General features: G+C 62.8%; 17 protein-coding genes and 1 tRNA gene. 11 read left to right on the forward strand and 7 right to left on the reverse strand.

All coding sequences use genetic code 11. The features are described 5' to 3' along the window. The first annotated feature begins 325 nt into the window (after positions 1-325). Both EOA13_RS34770 and EOA13_RS34775 read left to right on the forward strand, forming a co-directional pair. Positions 326-1,204, forward strand: coding sequence for a CoA ester lyase (locus tag EOA13_RS34770; RefSeq protein WP_127297734.1), 879 nt, complete (start codon positions 326-328; stop codon positions 1,202-1,204). A gap of 51 nt (positions 1,205-1,255) precedes the next feature. Then, positions 1,256-1,462, forward strand: coding sequence for a DUF1737 domain-containing protein (locus EOA13_RS34775; protein WP_027032001.1), 207 nt, complete (start codon positions 1,256-1,258; stop codon positions 1,460-1,462). Here EOA13_RS34775 and EOA13_RS34780 read toward each other — a convergent pair. Continuing rightward, entirely contained in the window at positions 1,449-2,117 is a 669-nt protein-coding gene (locus EOA13_RS34780; RefSeq protein WP_206535349.1) for a hypothetical protein, read from the reverse strand. The genes EOA13_RS34775 and EOA13_RS34780 overlap by 14 nt on opposite strands. Positions 2,118-2,292: 175 nt before the next feature. On the opposite strand from EOA13_RS34780, the gene EOA13_RS34785 reads away from it, so the two are divergent. Then, the gene (locus EOA13_RS34785; RefSeq protein ID WP_127297735.1) at positions 2,293-2,979 is read left to right on the forward strand and encodes a TetR/AcrR family transcriptional regulator; all 687 of its coding nucleotides are present in this window, start codon (positions 2,293-2,295) and stop codon (positions 2,977-2,979) included. A gap of 30 nt (positions 2,980-3,009) precedes the next feature. On the opposite strand, the gene EOA13_RS34790 is transcribed toward EOA13_RS34785, so the two are convergent. Beyond that, the gene (locus EOA13_RS34790; protein WP_023763026.1) at positions 3,010-3,432 is read right to left on the reverse strand and encodes a metallopeptidase family protein; all 423 of its coding nucleotides are present in this window, start codon (positions 3,430-3,432) and stop codon (positions 3,010-3,012) included. A 183-nt stretch (positions 3,433-3,615) separates the two neighbouring features. On the opposite strand from EOA13_RS34790, the gene EOA13_RS34795 reads away from it, so the two are divergent. The 3 genes from EOA13_RS34795 to EOA13_RS34805 are packed head-to-tail and all read left to right on the forward strand — an operon-like array spanning position 3,616 to position 9,417. Next, positions 3,616-4,653, forward strand: coding sequence for a hypothetical protein (locus EOA13_RS34795; protein WP_127297736.1), 1,038 nt, complete (start codon positions 3,616-3,618; stop codon positions 4,651-4,653). Next, positions 4,595-6,070, forward strand: coding sequence for a DUF6504 family protein (locus tag EOA13_RS34800; RefSeq protein WP_127297737.1), 1,476 nt, complete (start codon positions 4,595-4,597; stop codon positions 6,068-6,070). The genes EOA13_RS34795 and EOA13_RS34800 overlap by 59 nt, the downstream gene beginning before the upstream one ends. Next, positions 6,067-9,417: an error-prone DNA polymerase gene (locus EOA13_RS34805; RefSeq protein ID WP_127297738.1), complete on the forward strand. Its 3,351-nt coding sequence runs from the start codon at positions 6,067-6,069 to the stop codon at positions 9,415-9,417. Before EOA13_RS34800 ends, EOA13_RS34805 begins: the two co-directional genes overlap by 4 nt. A 224-nt stretch (positions 9,418-9,641) precedes the next feature. Here the strand turns inward: EOA13_RS34805 and EOA13_RS34815 are convergent, their stop codons facing one another. From EOA13_RS34815 to EOA13_RS34830, 4 genes are all read right to left on the reverse strand, one after another. After that, positions 9,642-9,881, reverse strand: a complete 240-nt coding sequence (locus EOA13_RS34815) for a Trm112 family protein (RefSeq protein ID WP_023810889.1) — start codon at positions 9,879-9,881, stop codon at positions 9,642-9,644. A 9-nt stretch (positions 9,882-9,890) separates the two neighbouring features. Next, positions 9,891-10,562 carry an LON peptidase substrate-binding domain-containing protein gene (locus EOA13_RS34820; protein WP_023810888.1) on the reverse strand — a complete coding sequence of 224 codons (672 nt, stop codon included), beginning with the start codon at positions 10,560-10,562 and terminating at the stop codon, positions 9,891-9,893. A gap of 103 nt (positions 10,563-10,665) precedes the next feature. Beyond that, entirely contained in the window at positions 10,666-11,667 is a 1,002-nt protein-coding gene (gene trxA, locus EOA13_RS34825; RefSeq protein WP_127297739.1) for a thioredoxin, read from the reverse strand. A gap of 84 nt (positions 11,668-11,751) precedes the next feature. After that, the gene (locus EOA13_RS34830; RefSeq protein WP_023810886.1) at positions 11,752-12,249 is read right to left on the reverse strand and encodes a prolyl-tRNA synthetase associated domain-containing protein; all 498 of its coding nucleotides are present in this window, start codon (positions 12,247-12,249) and stop codon (positions 11,752-11,754) included. Between the two features lie 252 nt (positions 12,250-12,501). Between EOA13_RS34830 and EOA13_RS34835 the strand changes: the two genes are divergently transcribed. The 3 genes from EOA13_RS34835 to EOA13_RS34845 all read left to right on the forward strand — a co-directional run bounded on the left by EOA13_RS34835 (position 12,502) and on the right by EOA13_RS34845 (position 13,893). Then, a tRNA-Gly gene (locus tag EOA13_RS34835) sits at positions 12,502-12,576 on the forward strand. A gap of 208 nt (positions 12,577-12,784) precedes the next feature. Next, positions 12,785-13,477 carry a hypothetical protein gene (locus EOA13_RS34840; RefSeq protein WP_245490573.1) on the forward strand — a complete coding sequence of 231 codons (693 nt, stop codon included), beginning with the start codon at positions 12,785-12,787 and terminating at the stop codon, positions 13,475-13,477. Beyond that, positions 13,474-13,893, forward strand: a complete 420-nt coding sequence (locus EOA13_RS34845) for a hypothetical protein (protein WP_127297740.1) — start codon at positions 13,474-13,476, stop codon at positions 13,891-13,893. The genes EOA13_RS34840 and EOA13_RS34845 overlap by 4 nt, the downstream gene beginning before the upstream one ends. A gap of 11 nt (positions 13,894-13,904) precedes the next feature. On the opposite strand, the gene EOA13_RS34850 is transcribed toward EOA13_RS34845, so the two are convergent. Next, entirely contained in the window at positions 13,905-14,681 is a 777-nt protein-coding gene (locus tag EOA13_RS34850) for a SapC family protein (RefSeq protein ID WP_127297741.1), read from the reverse strand. A 57-nt stretch (positions 14,682-14,738) separates the two neighbouring features. On the opposite strand from EOA13_RS34850, the gene EOA13_RS34855 reads away from it, so the two are divergent. Beyond that, positions 14,739-15,035 carry a hypothetical protein gene (locus EOA13_RS34855; protein WP_127297742.1) on the forward strand — a complete coding sequence of 99 codons (297 nt, stop codon included), beginning with the start codon at positions 14,739-14,741 and terminating at the stop codon, positions 15,033-15,035. 10 nt (positions 15,036-15,045) lie between these two features. Further along, positions 15,046-15,315: a hypothetical protein gene (locus tag EOA13_RS34860; protein ID WP_127297743.1), complete on the forward strand. Its 270-nt coding sequence runs from the start codon at positions 15,046-15,048 to the stop codon at positions 15,313-15,315. Positions 15,316-15,548 lie beyond the last annotated feature (233 nt).

Consider the following 15,548-nt stretch of genomic DNA (forward strand, 5'->3'; position numbering starts at 1 on the left):
GGATTGGAGTGCGCGGCAGCGTTCCCTCCCCCCTGTGGGGAGGGTTAGGGTGGGGGTCCTTCTTCGCAAGAACCCATATGCGATAGCCCTGCCCGCAAGGGGGAGATGCCCGGCAGGGCAGAGGGGGGCGTGAAGGATCGAGGCTTCAATCAGCTTGGGTTCGTCGCGCCCGAGAGTGACTACTTCGCAGGGTGAGGAACGTAGGTCTTGATAGGTCGGAGGGACAGCGCACCCCTCTGGCCTGCCGGCCATCTCCCCCACGAGGGGGGAGATCGAACTGTCTTGCGCGCTTGCCTCACCCGCCCGCACGCGGCATAGATCAGGCATGACAGATACCTACCGCCCGCGCCGCTCCGTGCTCTACATCCCGGCCTCCAACGACAAGGCCCTGGCCAAGATCGCGTCGCTCACCTGCGACGCAATCATCATCGACCTGGAAGACGCCGTCGCCCCGGCTGACAAGATCGCCGCTCGCGAAAAACTGGCCGGCATTTTCGCCAACCATCCCGACAGGCGCTGCGAGATGATCGTGCGCATCAATGCGCTGGCCAGCGAATGGGGCGCCGACGACCTGCTGGCGGCGGCAAGCTGCGAGCCCGACGGCATTCTGTTGCCCAAGGTCGACACGCCGCGCGACCTGCTCGAGGCCGGCGATGTGCTCGACGACAATTTTGCTCCCGACAGCGTGAAACTGTGGGCGATGATCGAGACGCCCAAAGCGCTGCTCAACATCGGCGCCATTGCCGAGCTTGGCCGCGATCCGGCCTCACGGCTGGCTTGTTTCGTTGCCGGAACGAATGATCTGGTCAAGGAGACCGGCGTGCTGGCGACGCCTGACCGGCGCTACCTTGTGCCGTGGCTGATGCAGATGGTGCTGGCGGCGCGCGCCGGCGGTATCGATATGCTCGACGGCGTTTCCAACGATTTTCGCGACCTCGACGCTTTCGCCCGTGAGTGCACCGAGGCGGCGGCCATGGGATTCGACGGCAAGAGCCTCATCCACCCGGCCCAGATCGAGGCCGCCAACCGCGCCTTCGCGCCGTCCACGGAAGCGGTGGCCGAGGCCCGCCTGGTCAAGGATGCGTTCGCGCTGCCGGAGAATGCCGGCAAGGGCGTGATCGCGTTGAAGGGCAAGATGGTCGAGCGGCTGCACCTGGCGCAGGCCGAAAAACTGCTGGCGAAGGCGACCGCCATCGGCGCATGATATCAGCCCTATGCTCGCGGGCTATGGCTACTCACGACAGGAACTAATCCGATGAAACTCTACCGCTTTCTGACCGGCCCGGACGACGCCAGCTTTTGCCACAAGGTGACGGCGGCGCTGAACAAGGGCTGGCATCTGTTCGGCTCGCCGACCTATGCCTACGACAAGAAAGCCAAGACGATGCGCTGCGGCCAGGCCGTGGTCAAGGATATCGACGGTCAGGAATACGGGCCGGACACCAAGCTCAGCGACTGGTAGGCGGCGCTCGCATCCACAGCCACCCGGCCAGCCAGGCGATCGCCGCCGCAAGCGTCACCAAGCCCAGGTCAAGAGCCAACTCCGGCACGAACGACCGGAGCGCGATAGGCACCGCGCCAATGAAATAGAGAGCGAGTGGAATGCGCGGCACGCCTCTTGCGACAACAAGAGAGATTACAAACGCCAGCGTCCCAAGCAGAAAAAGAACTGAACTGACGACCAGGGCCAGTCCGAGAGGCCCGGCGCGCAGGTCGATGATGGTTGCCGGCGGCAGTTTCGAAAATACGAGATTGATCACCACTTCCACACCGACCAAACTTGCCAATGCAACGAAGTTGATGACAAACGCGATGGTGCCGAACAGGCCCGCGCGCCGGCCAAACGCCAGAAACAGGCCTACGACAAGACCGAGCGCCAATATCTCGGCGACTGGCGCGAGAAGTTGCGTCAGATCGGTGGTCGCGATGAGCGCGCTGCGTTTGGCCGCGTTGACCAGAAGAATGAGCGCGCTTCCCACCCCGGCGACGGCGGCAAGCCGATAGAGCGGAGTGCTCGACTGGATAGTGGAATTTTCCTTGCGCTGAGGTTCTTCGGCTGAACTCCTCAGCGAAATGAGCGATTGCGGACGGCGGGGTTCGGCGGTTCTGGCAAGCATCTTCGTTTCCTCATCCGGGAAAACGGGAGCCGCGAAGACCGCAGGCCTGTTCCGATCCCATCAGTAATCACTGATTACATACTCTTGCCTGCATTGTAAACGGTGATTACATAAATCGCGGATCATGCTACAGATGCGTGAAGCAGGCCTCCGGAACGAAAACGAAGGAGAAGAGATGGCAAACGCCAAGACGCCTCACCGCACCGGCTACCACCATGGCCATTTGCGGGGCACGTTGATCGATGCTGCAATTCAACTTGTCGAGGAAGGCGGCCCCGACAATGTAAGCGTGCGCGAAGCCGCAAAGCGGGCCGGCGTTTCCCCCGGCGCCCCCTTCCGGCATTTTCAGTCGAAAACAGCGCTGCTGACCGCGGTCGCCGAACAGGCCATGAACCGGCTGACAGAGGCCGTTGCCAATGCACTTTCAGCAGTCGACAGCGCGGATCCCATCGTGGCCTTCGAAGCAATCGGACAAGGCTATCTGGAATGGGCGATTGCCAATCCCACGCATTTCCAGATCATCAGTTCCCGAACCCTGATTGATTTCGACGGGTCGGACAGTCTTCGGGGTCAGAATGAAGCCATTCGCCGGAAGATGATCGACCTGCTGACCCAAGCGCAACACCAGGGTCAGCTGGCTGCGAACGCGGACTTCGATCATCTGGTTCTTGCCGCCCGTGCCTTTGTCTATGGGTTGGCACGAATGGTGGTTGATGGTCATTTTCCGGAGTGGCATCCGTCCGAGCCGCCATCGCTCGCCGTGCGCAAGGCGCTGCATCTTTTCATCAGCCGAATGACCAACCTATCTGAAGCGGGATCCCAGAAACCCTTGCCGCCGCTGGGTTCTGGACCGACTGGATAGGAATGGACATTTCACGCGACGCAGAACCAGCTATTCCGCCGCCTCTTCGATCTTCTCCATATCATCGTCCGACAGCCCGAAATGGTGGCCGATCTCGTGGATCAGCACGTGGGTGACGATGTCGCCCAGCGTCTCTTCGTTTTCGGACCAGTAATCGAGGATGGCGCGGCGGTAGAGCGTGATCCGGTTCGGGCCTTCGCCGGTCTGCGGGTTCCAGCGCTCGGCGATGCCGCGTCCCTCGAACAGGCCGAGCAGGTCGAACGGCGTTTCTAGCGACAGATCGTCCATGATCTCGTCGGTCGGGAATTCGGCGATCTGGATAACGATCTCGCCGGTCAGCTTGCGAAAATCCTCCGGCAGATGGGCGTACGCCTCCAGCGCCAGGAACTCCATTTCGTCCATCGAGGGCGAGAGTTCGTCGTGCCAGGTGCGGGTCTTGTAGATGCGTGCCATGCTTTGTCCTTTGATCCCGGCATATAGGCTTTCGCACCGGAATCGGCAAATGACACGGGCCGATGCGCCTGCGCCATCCGCGCGGAGAGGAATAAATTCCCCATGTGTCTGCTTGACTCTTGGGATGCGCTCTGGAATCTATAGGGAACATAACAGGAACAATGTGAGTGGAAGCTGACCGTCATGGCGATGACCGCCGTGGCGCGGGAGACTGTTTTTGCCCTGCGCCGCCAGATCGCGAAAATCGAGGGAACGCTGCCCGAGCGCTTGGCTGCGCCGGCCGCCGCGCCCTTTGATGCCGACGTCAACACCGATCTCACAATCGTCCGGCGTGGCATTGCCGCGGCGTTGCCGGATGCGTTCCTGCCTATTGGCGTCGAGCGCCTCGACGCCGCCCTGAGCGGCGGCCTGCCGAAGGCCGCCCTGAGCGAAATCCATGGCACGCAAACCCGCGATGCCGGGGCCGTCGCCGGCTTCGCTTTGTCGCTCACAAGCTTGATCCTCAAGCAGACGCCGGGGCTGCCGGTGCTGTGGATCGGCACATCGGAGATCTTTCGCGAGGCCGGCTTTCCCTATGCCAGGGGGCTTCACGCCTCGTTCGGCATCGAGCCGGAGCAATTGCTGTTTTCCGAGGCACCGAGACTTGTCGATGCGCTGTGGGTCGCCGAGGAGGCGGCCCGGATGACGGCGCTCGCCGCGGTCATCCTCGAAATTCGCGGCAATCCGCAGCGGCTTGACCTGACCGCGACACGCCGGCTGCATGCAAGGGCGCAAGCGGCCGGCCGCCCGGTGTTCCTGCTGCGGCAGGCGGCCGAACCCGAACCGACGGCGGCACCCGTCCGCCTCATCGTCGCGTCGGCACCGGCGGTGCCGCGCGACACCATCGCCGGGCCGCTGGCCGGCTCGATCGGCCGCCCGGCCTTCACCCTCACCATCGGCAAGAGCCGCACGGCCCTGCCTGGACAATTCACACTGGAGTGGAATCCCGATGAATGCGCATTCGACGAAAGAGCGGGCGACGAAGGAGCAGGTGGGGGAAGAAACCGGCCAAAGAATCCTGTCCCTGTGGTTTCCCTATCTGGCGGCGGAAAGGGTCCTGCGCCAGCGTCTGGGGCGGTCCTGGCGTTCCCGGCCGTCGGATCACCCATCTCACCCGCCGCTCGTGATCAGCCATCGCGACCGCAACGCACAGCGCATCTCGGCCCTCGACGAGCGGGCTGAGGCGCTGCACCTGAAGCGCGACATGGGCATCGCCGATGCGCGCGCCATGCATCCGTCGATCGACATCGTCGAGGCCGATCCGGAAGCCGACCGCCGCCTGCTCGAAGGCCTTGCCGACTGGTGCGACCGCTACACCCCGCTGGTGGCGCTGGATGGCGCGGACGGCCTGTTTCTCGACGTCACCGGCTGCACCCATCTGTTCGGCGGCGAACGTGCCATGCTGGACGACATCCTGTCGCGCTTCTTCCATCAGGGTTTCGATGTCCGTGCCGGGCTTGCCGCGACGCCGGGCGCGGCCTGGGCGGCGGCACGGTTTTGCGGCGACCGCATCGTCGCTGGCGGCGAGGAAGAAGCGCTGCTCGCGCCCCTGCCGCTGGCCGCACTGCGCATCGAACCCGCGACCCGCACCAGCCTGGAAAGCGTCGGCCTGCGCACGGCGGGCGCCGTCATGGCCGCACCGCGCGCGCCGCTCGCCCGCCGCTTCGGCGCCTTGCTGCTCCTGCGCCTCGACCAGGCGCTTGGCCGTCTCGACGAAGCGGTGTCGCCGCGCCTTCCCGTCGCGCCGCTTTCGGTCGAACGCCACCTCGCCGAACCCGTCACCTTGACCGAGGACATCGAACGGCTGGTGGGCATGCTGGCGGCGACCTTGAAGACCGATCTCGAGCGCCGCGGTGAGGGCGCCAGGACGCTGGCGCTGCTGCTCTTTCGCGTCGACGGCGCCGTCAGCCGCATCGCCATCGGCACCTCGCGGCCGCTGCGCGAACCCCGGCTGATCCAGAAACTGTTCCATGAAAGGTTGGCCGCGCTCGAACAGGATATCGATGCCGGCTATGGTTTCGATCTGGTGCGGCTCTCGGTGTTGGCGGCAGCCACCTTCGACATGCAGCAGGCCGATCTGACTGGCGAAACGACCGACGACGGTGCCGATATCGCGCTGTTCGCCGACCGCATCCGCGCCCGGCTCGGCGAGGGGGCGGTTCTCCGGCCGGTCGCGGTCGAAAGCCATCTGCCGGAGCGTGCCGTCGCCACGATCCCCTTCACCGAAGCGCCGCGCCGGACCACGCCGCCGAAGAAGCCGGACAGGCTGCAGGCACCAAAAACCATTTTTCCGCCGGAACGGCCGATCCGGCTGTTCCGCTCGCCCGAACCCATCGATGTGCCGGCCACTGAAATGCCGGAAGGACCACCGCTGAACTTCCGCTGGCGGCGCGCGCTCTACCGGGTCACGCGTGCCGAAGGGCCGGAACGCATCGCCGCCGAATGGTGGCGCGAGGCAGCGAGCGACCCGATCACGTCAACCCGCGACTACTTCCGCATCGAGGACGCCGACGGCCGCCGTTATTGGCTTTACCGGCAAGGTCTTTACGGCAACACGCAGGTGCCGCCGCGCTGGTTCATGCATGGTGTCTTCGCATGAACGCGCTGACCGTCATCCCCTATGCCGAGTTCGGCATCCAGTCGAATTTCTCCTTCCTGCGCGGCGCCTCCAAGCCGGAGGAGCTGGTGGTCGCGGCCAAGCTCCTGGGCTTCTCGGCGATCGGGCTTGCCGACCGCAACACGGTGGCCGGCGTGGTGCGCGCCTGGCAGCAGGCCAAGGTCGAAAAACTCTCCTATCACCCCGGCTGCCGGCTGGTTTTCGGCGACGGCACGCCCGACATCCTCGCCTATCCCCAGGACCGCAAGGGCTGGGGACATCTCTGCCGCATGCTTACCCAAGCCAATCTGCGCGACGAGAACGGCAAAGGCGCCACCCTTCTCCAGCGCGGCGACCTGCTCGAATGGGGTGACCTGATGTCGCTGGCGGTCCTGCCCGATCTGTCGGCGGGCGCGCAAGACAGTCTCGCTTTGCTTGGTGAGCTCAAAGGCCGCTTCGGCAGGAATCTGCGGCTAGGCGTTTCGCCCGACTACGCCGGCGATGACCGTTTCCGCATCGAGCAGGCCGCGGCGCTTGCCGAGAGCGTCGGTATTCCACTGATGGCGACCAACGACGTTCTCTATCACACGGCCGAACGGCGCCCGCTGCAGGACGTGCTGACCGCGATCCGCCTCAACACGCCCGTCGCCGGGGTCGGGCTGCAACTCAGCGCCAATGCCGAGCGTCATCTGAAGCCGCCAATGGAGATGGCGCGCCTGTTCCGCAGGCATCCGCAAGCATTGGCCGAGACCTTGCGGTTTGCGGAAAGCCTGGGTTTTTCCCTTGAGGAGCTGAAGCACAACTATCCAGAGGAGACGACTGAGGCAGGCGTCGACCCTCAGACGGAACTGGAGAGATTGACTTGGGAGGGCGCCAGGAAACGTTACCCCGAGGGCATCCCTGACAAAGTGGAAGGACTCATCCGGCACGAACTCGAAATTGTCGGTCAGAAGAAATACGCCCGTTATTTTCTCACCGTTCGCGACATCGTTCGGTTCGCGCGTTCGGAAGAGGTCGGCATTCTGTGTCAGGGTCGCGGCTCCGCCGCAAACTCCGTCATCTGCTATTGTCTGGAGATTACGGAGGTAGATCCTGGCCTTCTGGACGTTCTTTTCGAGCGCTTTGTTTCGACGGAGCGCGACGAACCTCCAGACATCGATGTCGACTTCGAACATGAGAGGCGTGATGAGGTCATCGCCTATATCTACAATAAATACAGCGCCAAACGCACAGCCTTGGCCGCAGCCGTCATCAGCTATCGCGGCCGTTCGGCGCTACGCGAAGTGGCTAAGGCAATGGGCCTGTCGGAAGATGTCAGAAGCGCTTTGGCGAGCACGATCTGGGGTTGGTCGACCTCCGAACTTGGCGAGAAGGAGGCTCACGCTGGCGGCATCAACCGCACCGACCCGCTGGCAAAACTGGTGATCGAACGCTCCAACGATATCATGGGCTTTCCCCGTCATCTGTCGCAACATGTCGGCGGCTTCGTCATCACCAAAGACCGGCTCGATGAGATCGTGCCCATCGTCAAGACGGCGATGGACGAACGCAAGATGGTCGAATGGGATAAGGATGACCTGGATAATGTCGGCATCCTCAAAGTCGATGTGCTGGCGCTTGGCATGCTGTCTTGCCTGAGGCGTGCTTTCGATCTGCTGGAAACCCACTACCGAGTAAGGGACAAGTATGACCGGCGGCTGACCCTTGCGACAATTCCGCAAAAGGATAGCCGCGTTTACGACATGATCTGCCGTGCCGACACATTGGGCGTCTTTCAGATTGAATCGCGTGCCCAGATGTCGATGCTGCCGCGTCTCAGGCCCCGCACATTCTATGATCTGGTCATCGAAGTGGCGATCGTGCGACCCGGTCCTATCCAGGGCGATATGGTGCACCCCTACCTTCGTCGACGGCAGGGAAAGGAGAAGGTCGAGTATCCGAGCAAGGAACTTCAAGCCATTCTGGAGCGAACTCTCGGTGTGCCGTTGTTTCAAGAGCAGGCAATGAAGATCGCGATCGATGCCGGGGGCTTCTCGCCCGGTGAGGCGGATAAGCTAAGACGCGCTATGGCCACCTTTAAGCGCAGTGGCATGATCAAAAACTATGAAACGCTGATGGTCGAAGGGATGGTCAAGAAAGGCTATCAACGAGACTTCGCCGAGCGCTGCTTCAAGCAGATCGAGGGCTTTGGCGAATATGGCTTTCCCGAAAGCCATGCCGCTTCCTTCGCCCTGCTCGTCTACGCCTCCTGCTGGTTCAAGACCTTCTATCCCGACGTGTTCTGCGCCGCGATCCTGAATTCACAGCCGATGGGGTTTTACCAGCCGGCCCAGCTCGTGCGCGACGCAAGCGACCATGGCGTCGACATCCGCGACGTCGACGTCAATTTTTCGGTCTGGGATTGCACGCTGGAGAAAGCGCCTTTCGATCCGGCCCGTATCCTCCCGCGCCATGCCGAAATGCGCGGCGTCATCGAGACGAAGCATGCCGTCCGGCTCGGCTTCCGCCAGATCAAGGGCCTGTCGAAGGAGCGTATGGCGGCCTTCGTCGAACGGCGCGGCTCAGGCTACGGATCCGTCCGGGATGTCTGGCTGCGCTCCGGCCTCGATGTCGGCGAGATCGAGAGGCTGGCGCAAGCCGATGCCTTCCGCTCGCTCGGCCTTGATCGTCGCGAAGCCTTGTGGGCGGTGCGCGCGCTCGACGGCAAGAGCGCCGCCGAAAGGCTGCCGCTGTTCGACCAGCCGGCGCTTCGCCTGCGCGAGCTGGAGCCCGAGACGAAGCTGCCGAAAATGCCGCTCGGCGAGCATGTCATCCATGATTACCGCGCGCTCGGCCTGTCGCTGAAGGCGCATCCGGTCGCCTTCCTGCGCGAGCGGCTCGACCGCGCCGGCGTCATTCCCAATGCGAACCTTCCTTCCGTGCGCGACGGCAGGCGCGTCTCCGTCGCCGGCCTCGTGCTGGTGCGGCAGCGCCCCGGCAAGGGGAACGCGATCTTCTTGACGCTGGAAGACGACAAGGCGGTGGCCAACGTCATCTTCTGGCAAAGAACCTTCGACCGTTACCGGCCGATCGTCATGGGCGCCCGGTTCGTCAAGGTCACCGGAAAATTGCAGTCGGAATCGGGCGTGGTCCACATCGTCGCCGAGAGGATCGAGGATCTGACGCCCTGGCTGACCGTGCTTCTGGAGAAGGTCAGCGGGGCCATCCCGGCGGTTCCTCCGGGAGACCTCGCCAAGGAGCGTTCGGATCGCTCCAGCCCCGCCAAACAAAGCGCACCGATCCGTCAGGATCTCGCAACGCTGTCGGAAGAAGCGGAAAGGGTCATGCCCAAGGGGCGGAATTTTCAGTAGTGTCAAAAACTTCGATGGCAGCGGGACAGCACCCCCTCTGGCCTACCGGCAATCTCCCCCGCAAGGGGGAAGATTGGATGTAGTCTCGGCTTTCGCTAATCTCCACGGTTGCTGGAATGTGCGAAAGCGCCAAAGCTGCCAATCTCCCTCCTTGCGGGGGAGATGGCCGGTAGGCCAGAGGGGGGTGCTGTCCCGCCCACCTCACCAGCCTGTGGTGCAAGAACTCAGCCCGGCCCACCCAAGCGTGGCGGCGGCGGGGCTAGCACGTCCTCCACCGAAAGCGTCCGCGCCTCGGAGGGCAGCATGATCGGGATGCCGTCACGCACCGGGTAGGCAATCTTGGCGACCCTGGAAATCAGTTCGCCGCGCTCTGGATCCCAGGCCAGCGGCCCCTTGGTCAGCGGGCAGGCCAGCAGCTCCAGCAGCTTGGGGTCGACCTTCCTCTCGTCACGTCCGTCCGCCATCGCGCCCTCTTACTGTAAACTTGAGCCAAAGTCCTCATTCTCGCGCGCCAGCGCCATTTCGGTGATGGCGATCAGCGTCTCGGCCCGGGTCTTCAGGTCGGCTGCTTCGAGCAGCGCCTGTTTCTCGGCCGGCCCGTAGGGCGCCATCATCGACAGCGCATTGACCAGCATGGCATTTTCGGCGCGGCTGACGCTTTCCCAGTCGGCCTCCAAATCGTTGGCCTGCAGATAGGCGCGAAACGCCTTGAGCAGCGATGGCCGGTCGATCTCGTTGTCCGCCTGATCCTCGTCGAGATCGGCAAGGAAAGGCGCGGGCTTGCACTGGCGAAACGGCGTCTTGACCGTCAATTCGTGGGCGATGCGGAACCGGCACACGCCCTGCAGCGAAATCAGGTAGCGGCCGTCGCCACTCTCGGAAAAAGCGATGATGCGCCCGGCGCAACCGACATTGCAGAGCTCCGGCTCGCCATCGCCGCGCAAGGCGCCGTCGAGACTGGGCTGGATGACGCCGATGAGCCGCGAGCCGGCAATCGCCTCGTCCACCATCTGCAGATAGCGCGGCTCGAAGATGTTGAGCGGCATGCGGCCTCCCGGCAGCAAAAGCGCCCCCTCGAGCGGAAAGATCGGGATCGTCGACGGCAAATCCTTGGCGAGCCGGTAATGCGCGTTTCCCGCTTGCACCATATTCCTCCGATCGCTTCACCAGAAGCGCGTCATCGCAGTTCTAATCTGGCGCAGTCATGGCCGACGCCAAGCCCGTGCGGCAAAACAACCGGTAAACGGCTCAGGAAAACAGCAATGCCGACAATTTGCGGCGCGCGGCAAGCGTTGCCTCGTCGGTCATGCCCCATGCCTCGAACAGCTGCAGCAATTGCGTCCTGGCGCCATCCTCGTTCCAGCTTCGGTCGGCCTTGATGATGGCCAGCAGATTGTCTGCGGCCGCGGTGCGGTCGCCGTTGGCGTTCTGGATCATGGCCAGATCGAAGCGCGCCTGGTGATCCCCAGGATTTTCCGCCAGCCGGCGCTCGAACTCGGCTGGATTGCCGAGAGCTGCCGCCTGCGCCGCAACCGCCATCCTGGCCCGTAGGGCTGCCAGTGGCGGCGCATCCTTCTTGGCCTCCGGGGCTGTTGCCAAAAGCGCCTCGGCGCCTTCCGTGTCGCCGGCGTCGAACAACAGTTCGCCCAGTCCGGCGATCGCCTCGATCGTCTCCGGCGCCTGCGCCAGGATGGCGTCATAAATGTCGGCCGCGGTCTGCATGTCGCCGGCCTCGCGCGCTTCGGTCGCCGCTGCCAAGGCTTCCGCCACCGGCGGCGCGCCATTGCCCTTGCCGCCGACCTTGGTGATGAATTCGTTGATCTGGCTCTCCGGGATGGCGCCCATGAAGCCATCGACCGGCTGGCCGTCCTTGAAGGCGATGACCGCCGGGATAGACTGGATGCCGAGCTGGCCGGCGATCGAGGGATGATCATCGATGTTCATCTTGACCAGCTTGACCCTGCCGCCGGCAGCCTTGACCGCCTTCTCCAACTGCGGCGTCAGCTGCTTGCAAGGGCCACACCAGGGTGCCCAGAAATCGACCAGCACCGGCTGGCGGCGCGATTCCTGGATGACATCGGCGGCAAAGGCAGCCGTCGTCGTGTCCTTGATCACATCGGCGGGAGCGGCGGGCGCATCGCCAAGCGCGACTTTCGCCGGCGCCGGCGCCGCTCCACCATACTGCACCGAGGTGGTGTACTGGCCGCCATTACCGCCAAAGGAGCCGCCGAACGGATTGTTGTCGCTCATCTCTTTACCCTTCCGTGGCGCCGCCGGCCGGCGGCCAGGCGCCCTATGCTTCAGACCATCTGACTCAAGCCATCCATGTGGCGATCACACGGAGACTTTCAAGATAGCAGCATCGTGCCCGGTTGCCTCGACGAATCTGATCAGGTCTCGCGCCGCGATCGATGTCGTCGCCTCATTGGTCAGCGGATGCCCATTGATCACCGCATGCTCCATCAAATCCTTGTCGAGCACGAGCTTGACCCTGTTTGCCGTGTCGTTGATGACGCCAAAGACCGTCACGGCGCCCGGTGTGACGCCGAGCAGCTCCATCAGCATCTCCGGCTTGCCGAAGGAGACCCGGCTGGCGGCGCCGATCACCTGGTGGATCTGCTTCAGGTCGACGACCGCGTCCTCGCCGACGGTGACCAGGAAGAAATTATCCTTCTTGTCCTTCAGGAACAGGTTTTTCGTGTGCCCGCCGGCGATTTCGCCGCGCAGCGCCTGCGAATCCGCGACCGTGTAGAGCGGCGGATGGCGCTTCGTCGAGGCGGCAATCCCGAGTTCGGCGAGAAAGGCCATCAAATCGGCTTCGGTCTTCGGCATCGGTTTCGTCTTCGTCCCGTTTCTCCAGCCAGCCGTTTACGGCCAATCGGGCGGCCGACACAAGACCGTCATGCGACACCACGGTGAGCGGCACCGCCCTTCGCGCTGGCGCCCTCGCCGCCCGCCACTCACGCGCCCGCCGGCGGCTTGCCGGCCCCGCGCATCGTGTCGCAAAAAGCCTGCGATTTCCCTGTTGCAATCGCCGCGCTCTTCAGCCATATAGGCCCGGCTTGCGGCCAAGACGCCGTGCGAGCGGGTGTAGCTCAGGGGTAGAGCACAACCTTGCCAAGGTTGGGGTCGAGCGTTCGAATCGCTTCACCCGCTCCAGTTTCCTCCAGAGGGAATCAAGCAGATAAGAAGGCCGCCTAGTGCGGCTTCTTCTTTGTCTACAGTTGCAAGCTACCGCATAGCTACCCGCATGCGGAAAGCGAAAATCATGCAAATCATAGATTGTGCTTGCCAGATCAGTCACTATTGAGCGCGCATATTGACAGCCGCCCAAGACGCTGAATCTATAAGGCAAGGGAGCATCGAATTGGACAGTCTGATCGGAGTCGGTGTCTACACGCCTGCGGAAGCGGGTCGGCTTTTGCATATCCGTCCTGCCAAGATTGCTAGGTGGCTCCGAGGCCACAACATTAAGGACCAGAAGTACGCGTCACTTTGGTCGCCTGAAGTTGATTTGGGGGATGAGCGGGTTTTTCTTGGCTTTCGAGACCTTATGGAAGTTCGGGTCGCGGATGCCTTCATTCGCGCCGGAGTTTCGGCGATGCGTGTTCGCGCGGCCATACATCTTGCCCGAGATATCATTGGTCAAGACCGTCCGCTTTCAACCAACCGCTTTCGAACGGACGGCCGGGAAATTTTTGTAACGGTCATAGAAACCGGCGAAGATGGCGAAGAGCGAGAACGGCTCCTGAACCTATTTCGTCGCCAGTATGAATTCAAAGGGATCATCGAGCCGATCTTAAAAACTGTCGATTTTGGCGACGATGGCAACCCGCTTTTGTGGTGGCCCGGCGGTCGCCGGCTCAATGTCGTTGTAGACCCATCACGGTCTTTCGGTCAGCCAATTGATGCCGCTTCAAGCGTGCCGACGGCGATCCTTGCAGCAGCTGCGCGTCAGGAAGGGATTATTGGCGCCGCCCGTGCCTATCTGGTGCCGGAAGCGTCCGTCCGCCGATCTATTGAGTTTGAGACATCCATGGGGCATGGAATTGCGGCGTGAACGTGCTGTTTGACAACTGCACCGCACCGCTATTTGCTACGACTCTGGACGGTTTCATAAGCCATTACGGGCATCGTGCTTTTCACATCAAGGACGTGCCAGGCCTTCCTGGCGGTCGGCACTCGGCCGACATTGACTGGATCAAACATCTTCAAAGCGCACCAGAGACATGGATCTTCATCTCGGGGGATGGCCGCGTTCTGAGAAACCCAGCCGAGAGAGCGGCTTTGCGATCAGCCGGCCTTCACGGATTTATTCTGGCGCCCGCTTACCAGAAAACGCCAATGAACCAGGTGGCGGCAACCATCGTCTGGAAGTGGCCCGAGATCGAAGGGGTCACTAAATTGGTCGCCGCGCCTTCTATGCACGAGATACCGATTCAGCGGATCAGCAAGTTGCGCGCTCTGCCTCTTTAGACTCGAGAGCCTTACTCCGCCTTCCGCAGCGACGCCTGATGCACCAGCGAGGTCCAGCTGTTGGTCGAGGCGAGGTGGCAATAGAGCAGGCCGAGCGCGCCTGATTTGCGCAGGTCGAGGAACGCCTCGTCGCTCAATCTGTTGAAGGCCGGCTCGTCGATCACCTGGAAATCGGTGAGGTTGAGCACCTCGCCGCCTTCCAGCGTCACCTTGCTCTGGCGCGGTGAAAACAGGCTGTGTGCATCGATCTTTTCGACCATCTCGCGGGTGGCTCTGAAGTCGATCTGGAACTGGTTGCAGAAGGCGAGCGCCTGTTTGGTCGCTTCGGTCGGCTCGTTGCCGGTGAAGAACGGCAGGATCTTGTCATCGCGGGACGGCGCAAGCAACTGGTCGACGACCCGGTCGCTGGCCCGTTCGACGCACAGCGTCAGCCGGCCGGCCGATGTCGGGTCTTCGGCCAGGATGAAGGGATAGCGCCGGACATAGGCGGGGATGTAGTGCGGCCCGGTCCATTTGCCGTCGGCATCGACGAACAGGTTCTCGTTCTGGCGCACGCCGGTGATGATCACTGGCGACTTGGCCGGGCCGATAAAGACGATCGGGTAGGATCGCATCGCCGCCGGCATTTCCGACGCGACCACCGGAATGGCGTGCGCGGAGCGGGCGAAGCCGAAGTCGCTGCGCGCGGTCAGGCCAAGCGAGCCGTGCCGCGCCGGATTGAGCGCCTCGGGCCTCGAATAGAACAGCGGCAACGCATCGCCCGTCACGTTCGTCTTTGCATCCGCCATCATCCGTCTCCCGCACGCCCATCAGGCTGCCAATGGTCCCGAAGCCGGGATCTATGCTTGTTTGCGCTGATCTTGGGTCGAAAGGAATCCCGCGCAGGAACAAAGTACTACAGCGTCTCTTGCGCGCATAAAAGGACAGGCGGTGCTGTATTTTGGGGTTTTGCGGCGGCCGATTGTCTTGGGGAGCGCGACCGCCGGCCTGCCCGCCTCTGGACAGCTTGCGGCGAAGCGGCGACAGTGCCGCCGCTGGAGCAATTCCAGGAAAAGTGTGGAGCGGTTTTCCCTTGGCAATTGCGAAGAAACAAAAGCTGGATCAGCGATCCGAAGGCTGAACCGCTCCAGCGGACAGATTGAGGCAAACGGAATGGCGTCGGTGTCGGATTTCGAGCAGGGACAAACCTTCACCATCGAAGCCGGGGGCCAGCAGATCCCGCTCGAGCTGAGCGCGGTCAAGCCCATCGCCGCCAGCCCGCGCCCGGGTGGCGGTTTCTCGCTGCTGTTCAGAGGCCCGCGCGACATCGCGCTGCCGCAGGCGACCTATCTTTTTACCGGGAAAAGCGGCAGCCACGAGATCTTCATCGTGCCGGTCGCCGCCGATGCGACGGGGCGGCTGTACGAGGCGGTGTTCAACTAGAGGCTTGACGCAGGGAGGGTCTGATCGCTTCGAAATTAGCTGAAGCCTCTCCTCTTCGTTCGTCATCCTAGGGCGAAGCAGTCGCGAAGCGACGTCGCGGAGACCCTAGAGCGGGATGAAATGAGACTGAATCGGCTTGGGATTCCCTTAGGCGTGCAAATCTGATTCAACCTTCATGCTGGGCAAGGAGGTCAGCATGGATGGGCAAGCCTTATTCGATGGATCTTCGCGAA

The organism is Mesorhizobium sp. M7A.F.Ca.US.011.01.1.1 (genome assembly GCF_003998295.1).
Lineage (GTDB): Bacteria > Pseudomonadota > Alphaproteobacteria > Rhizobiales > Rhizobiaceae > Mesorhizobium.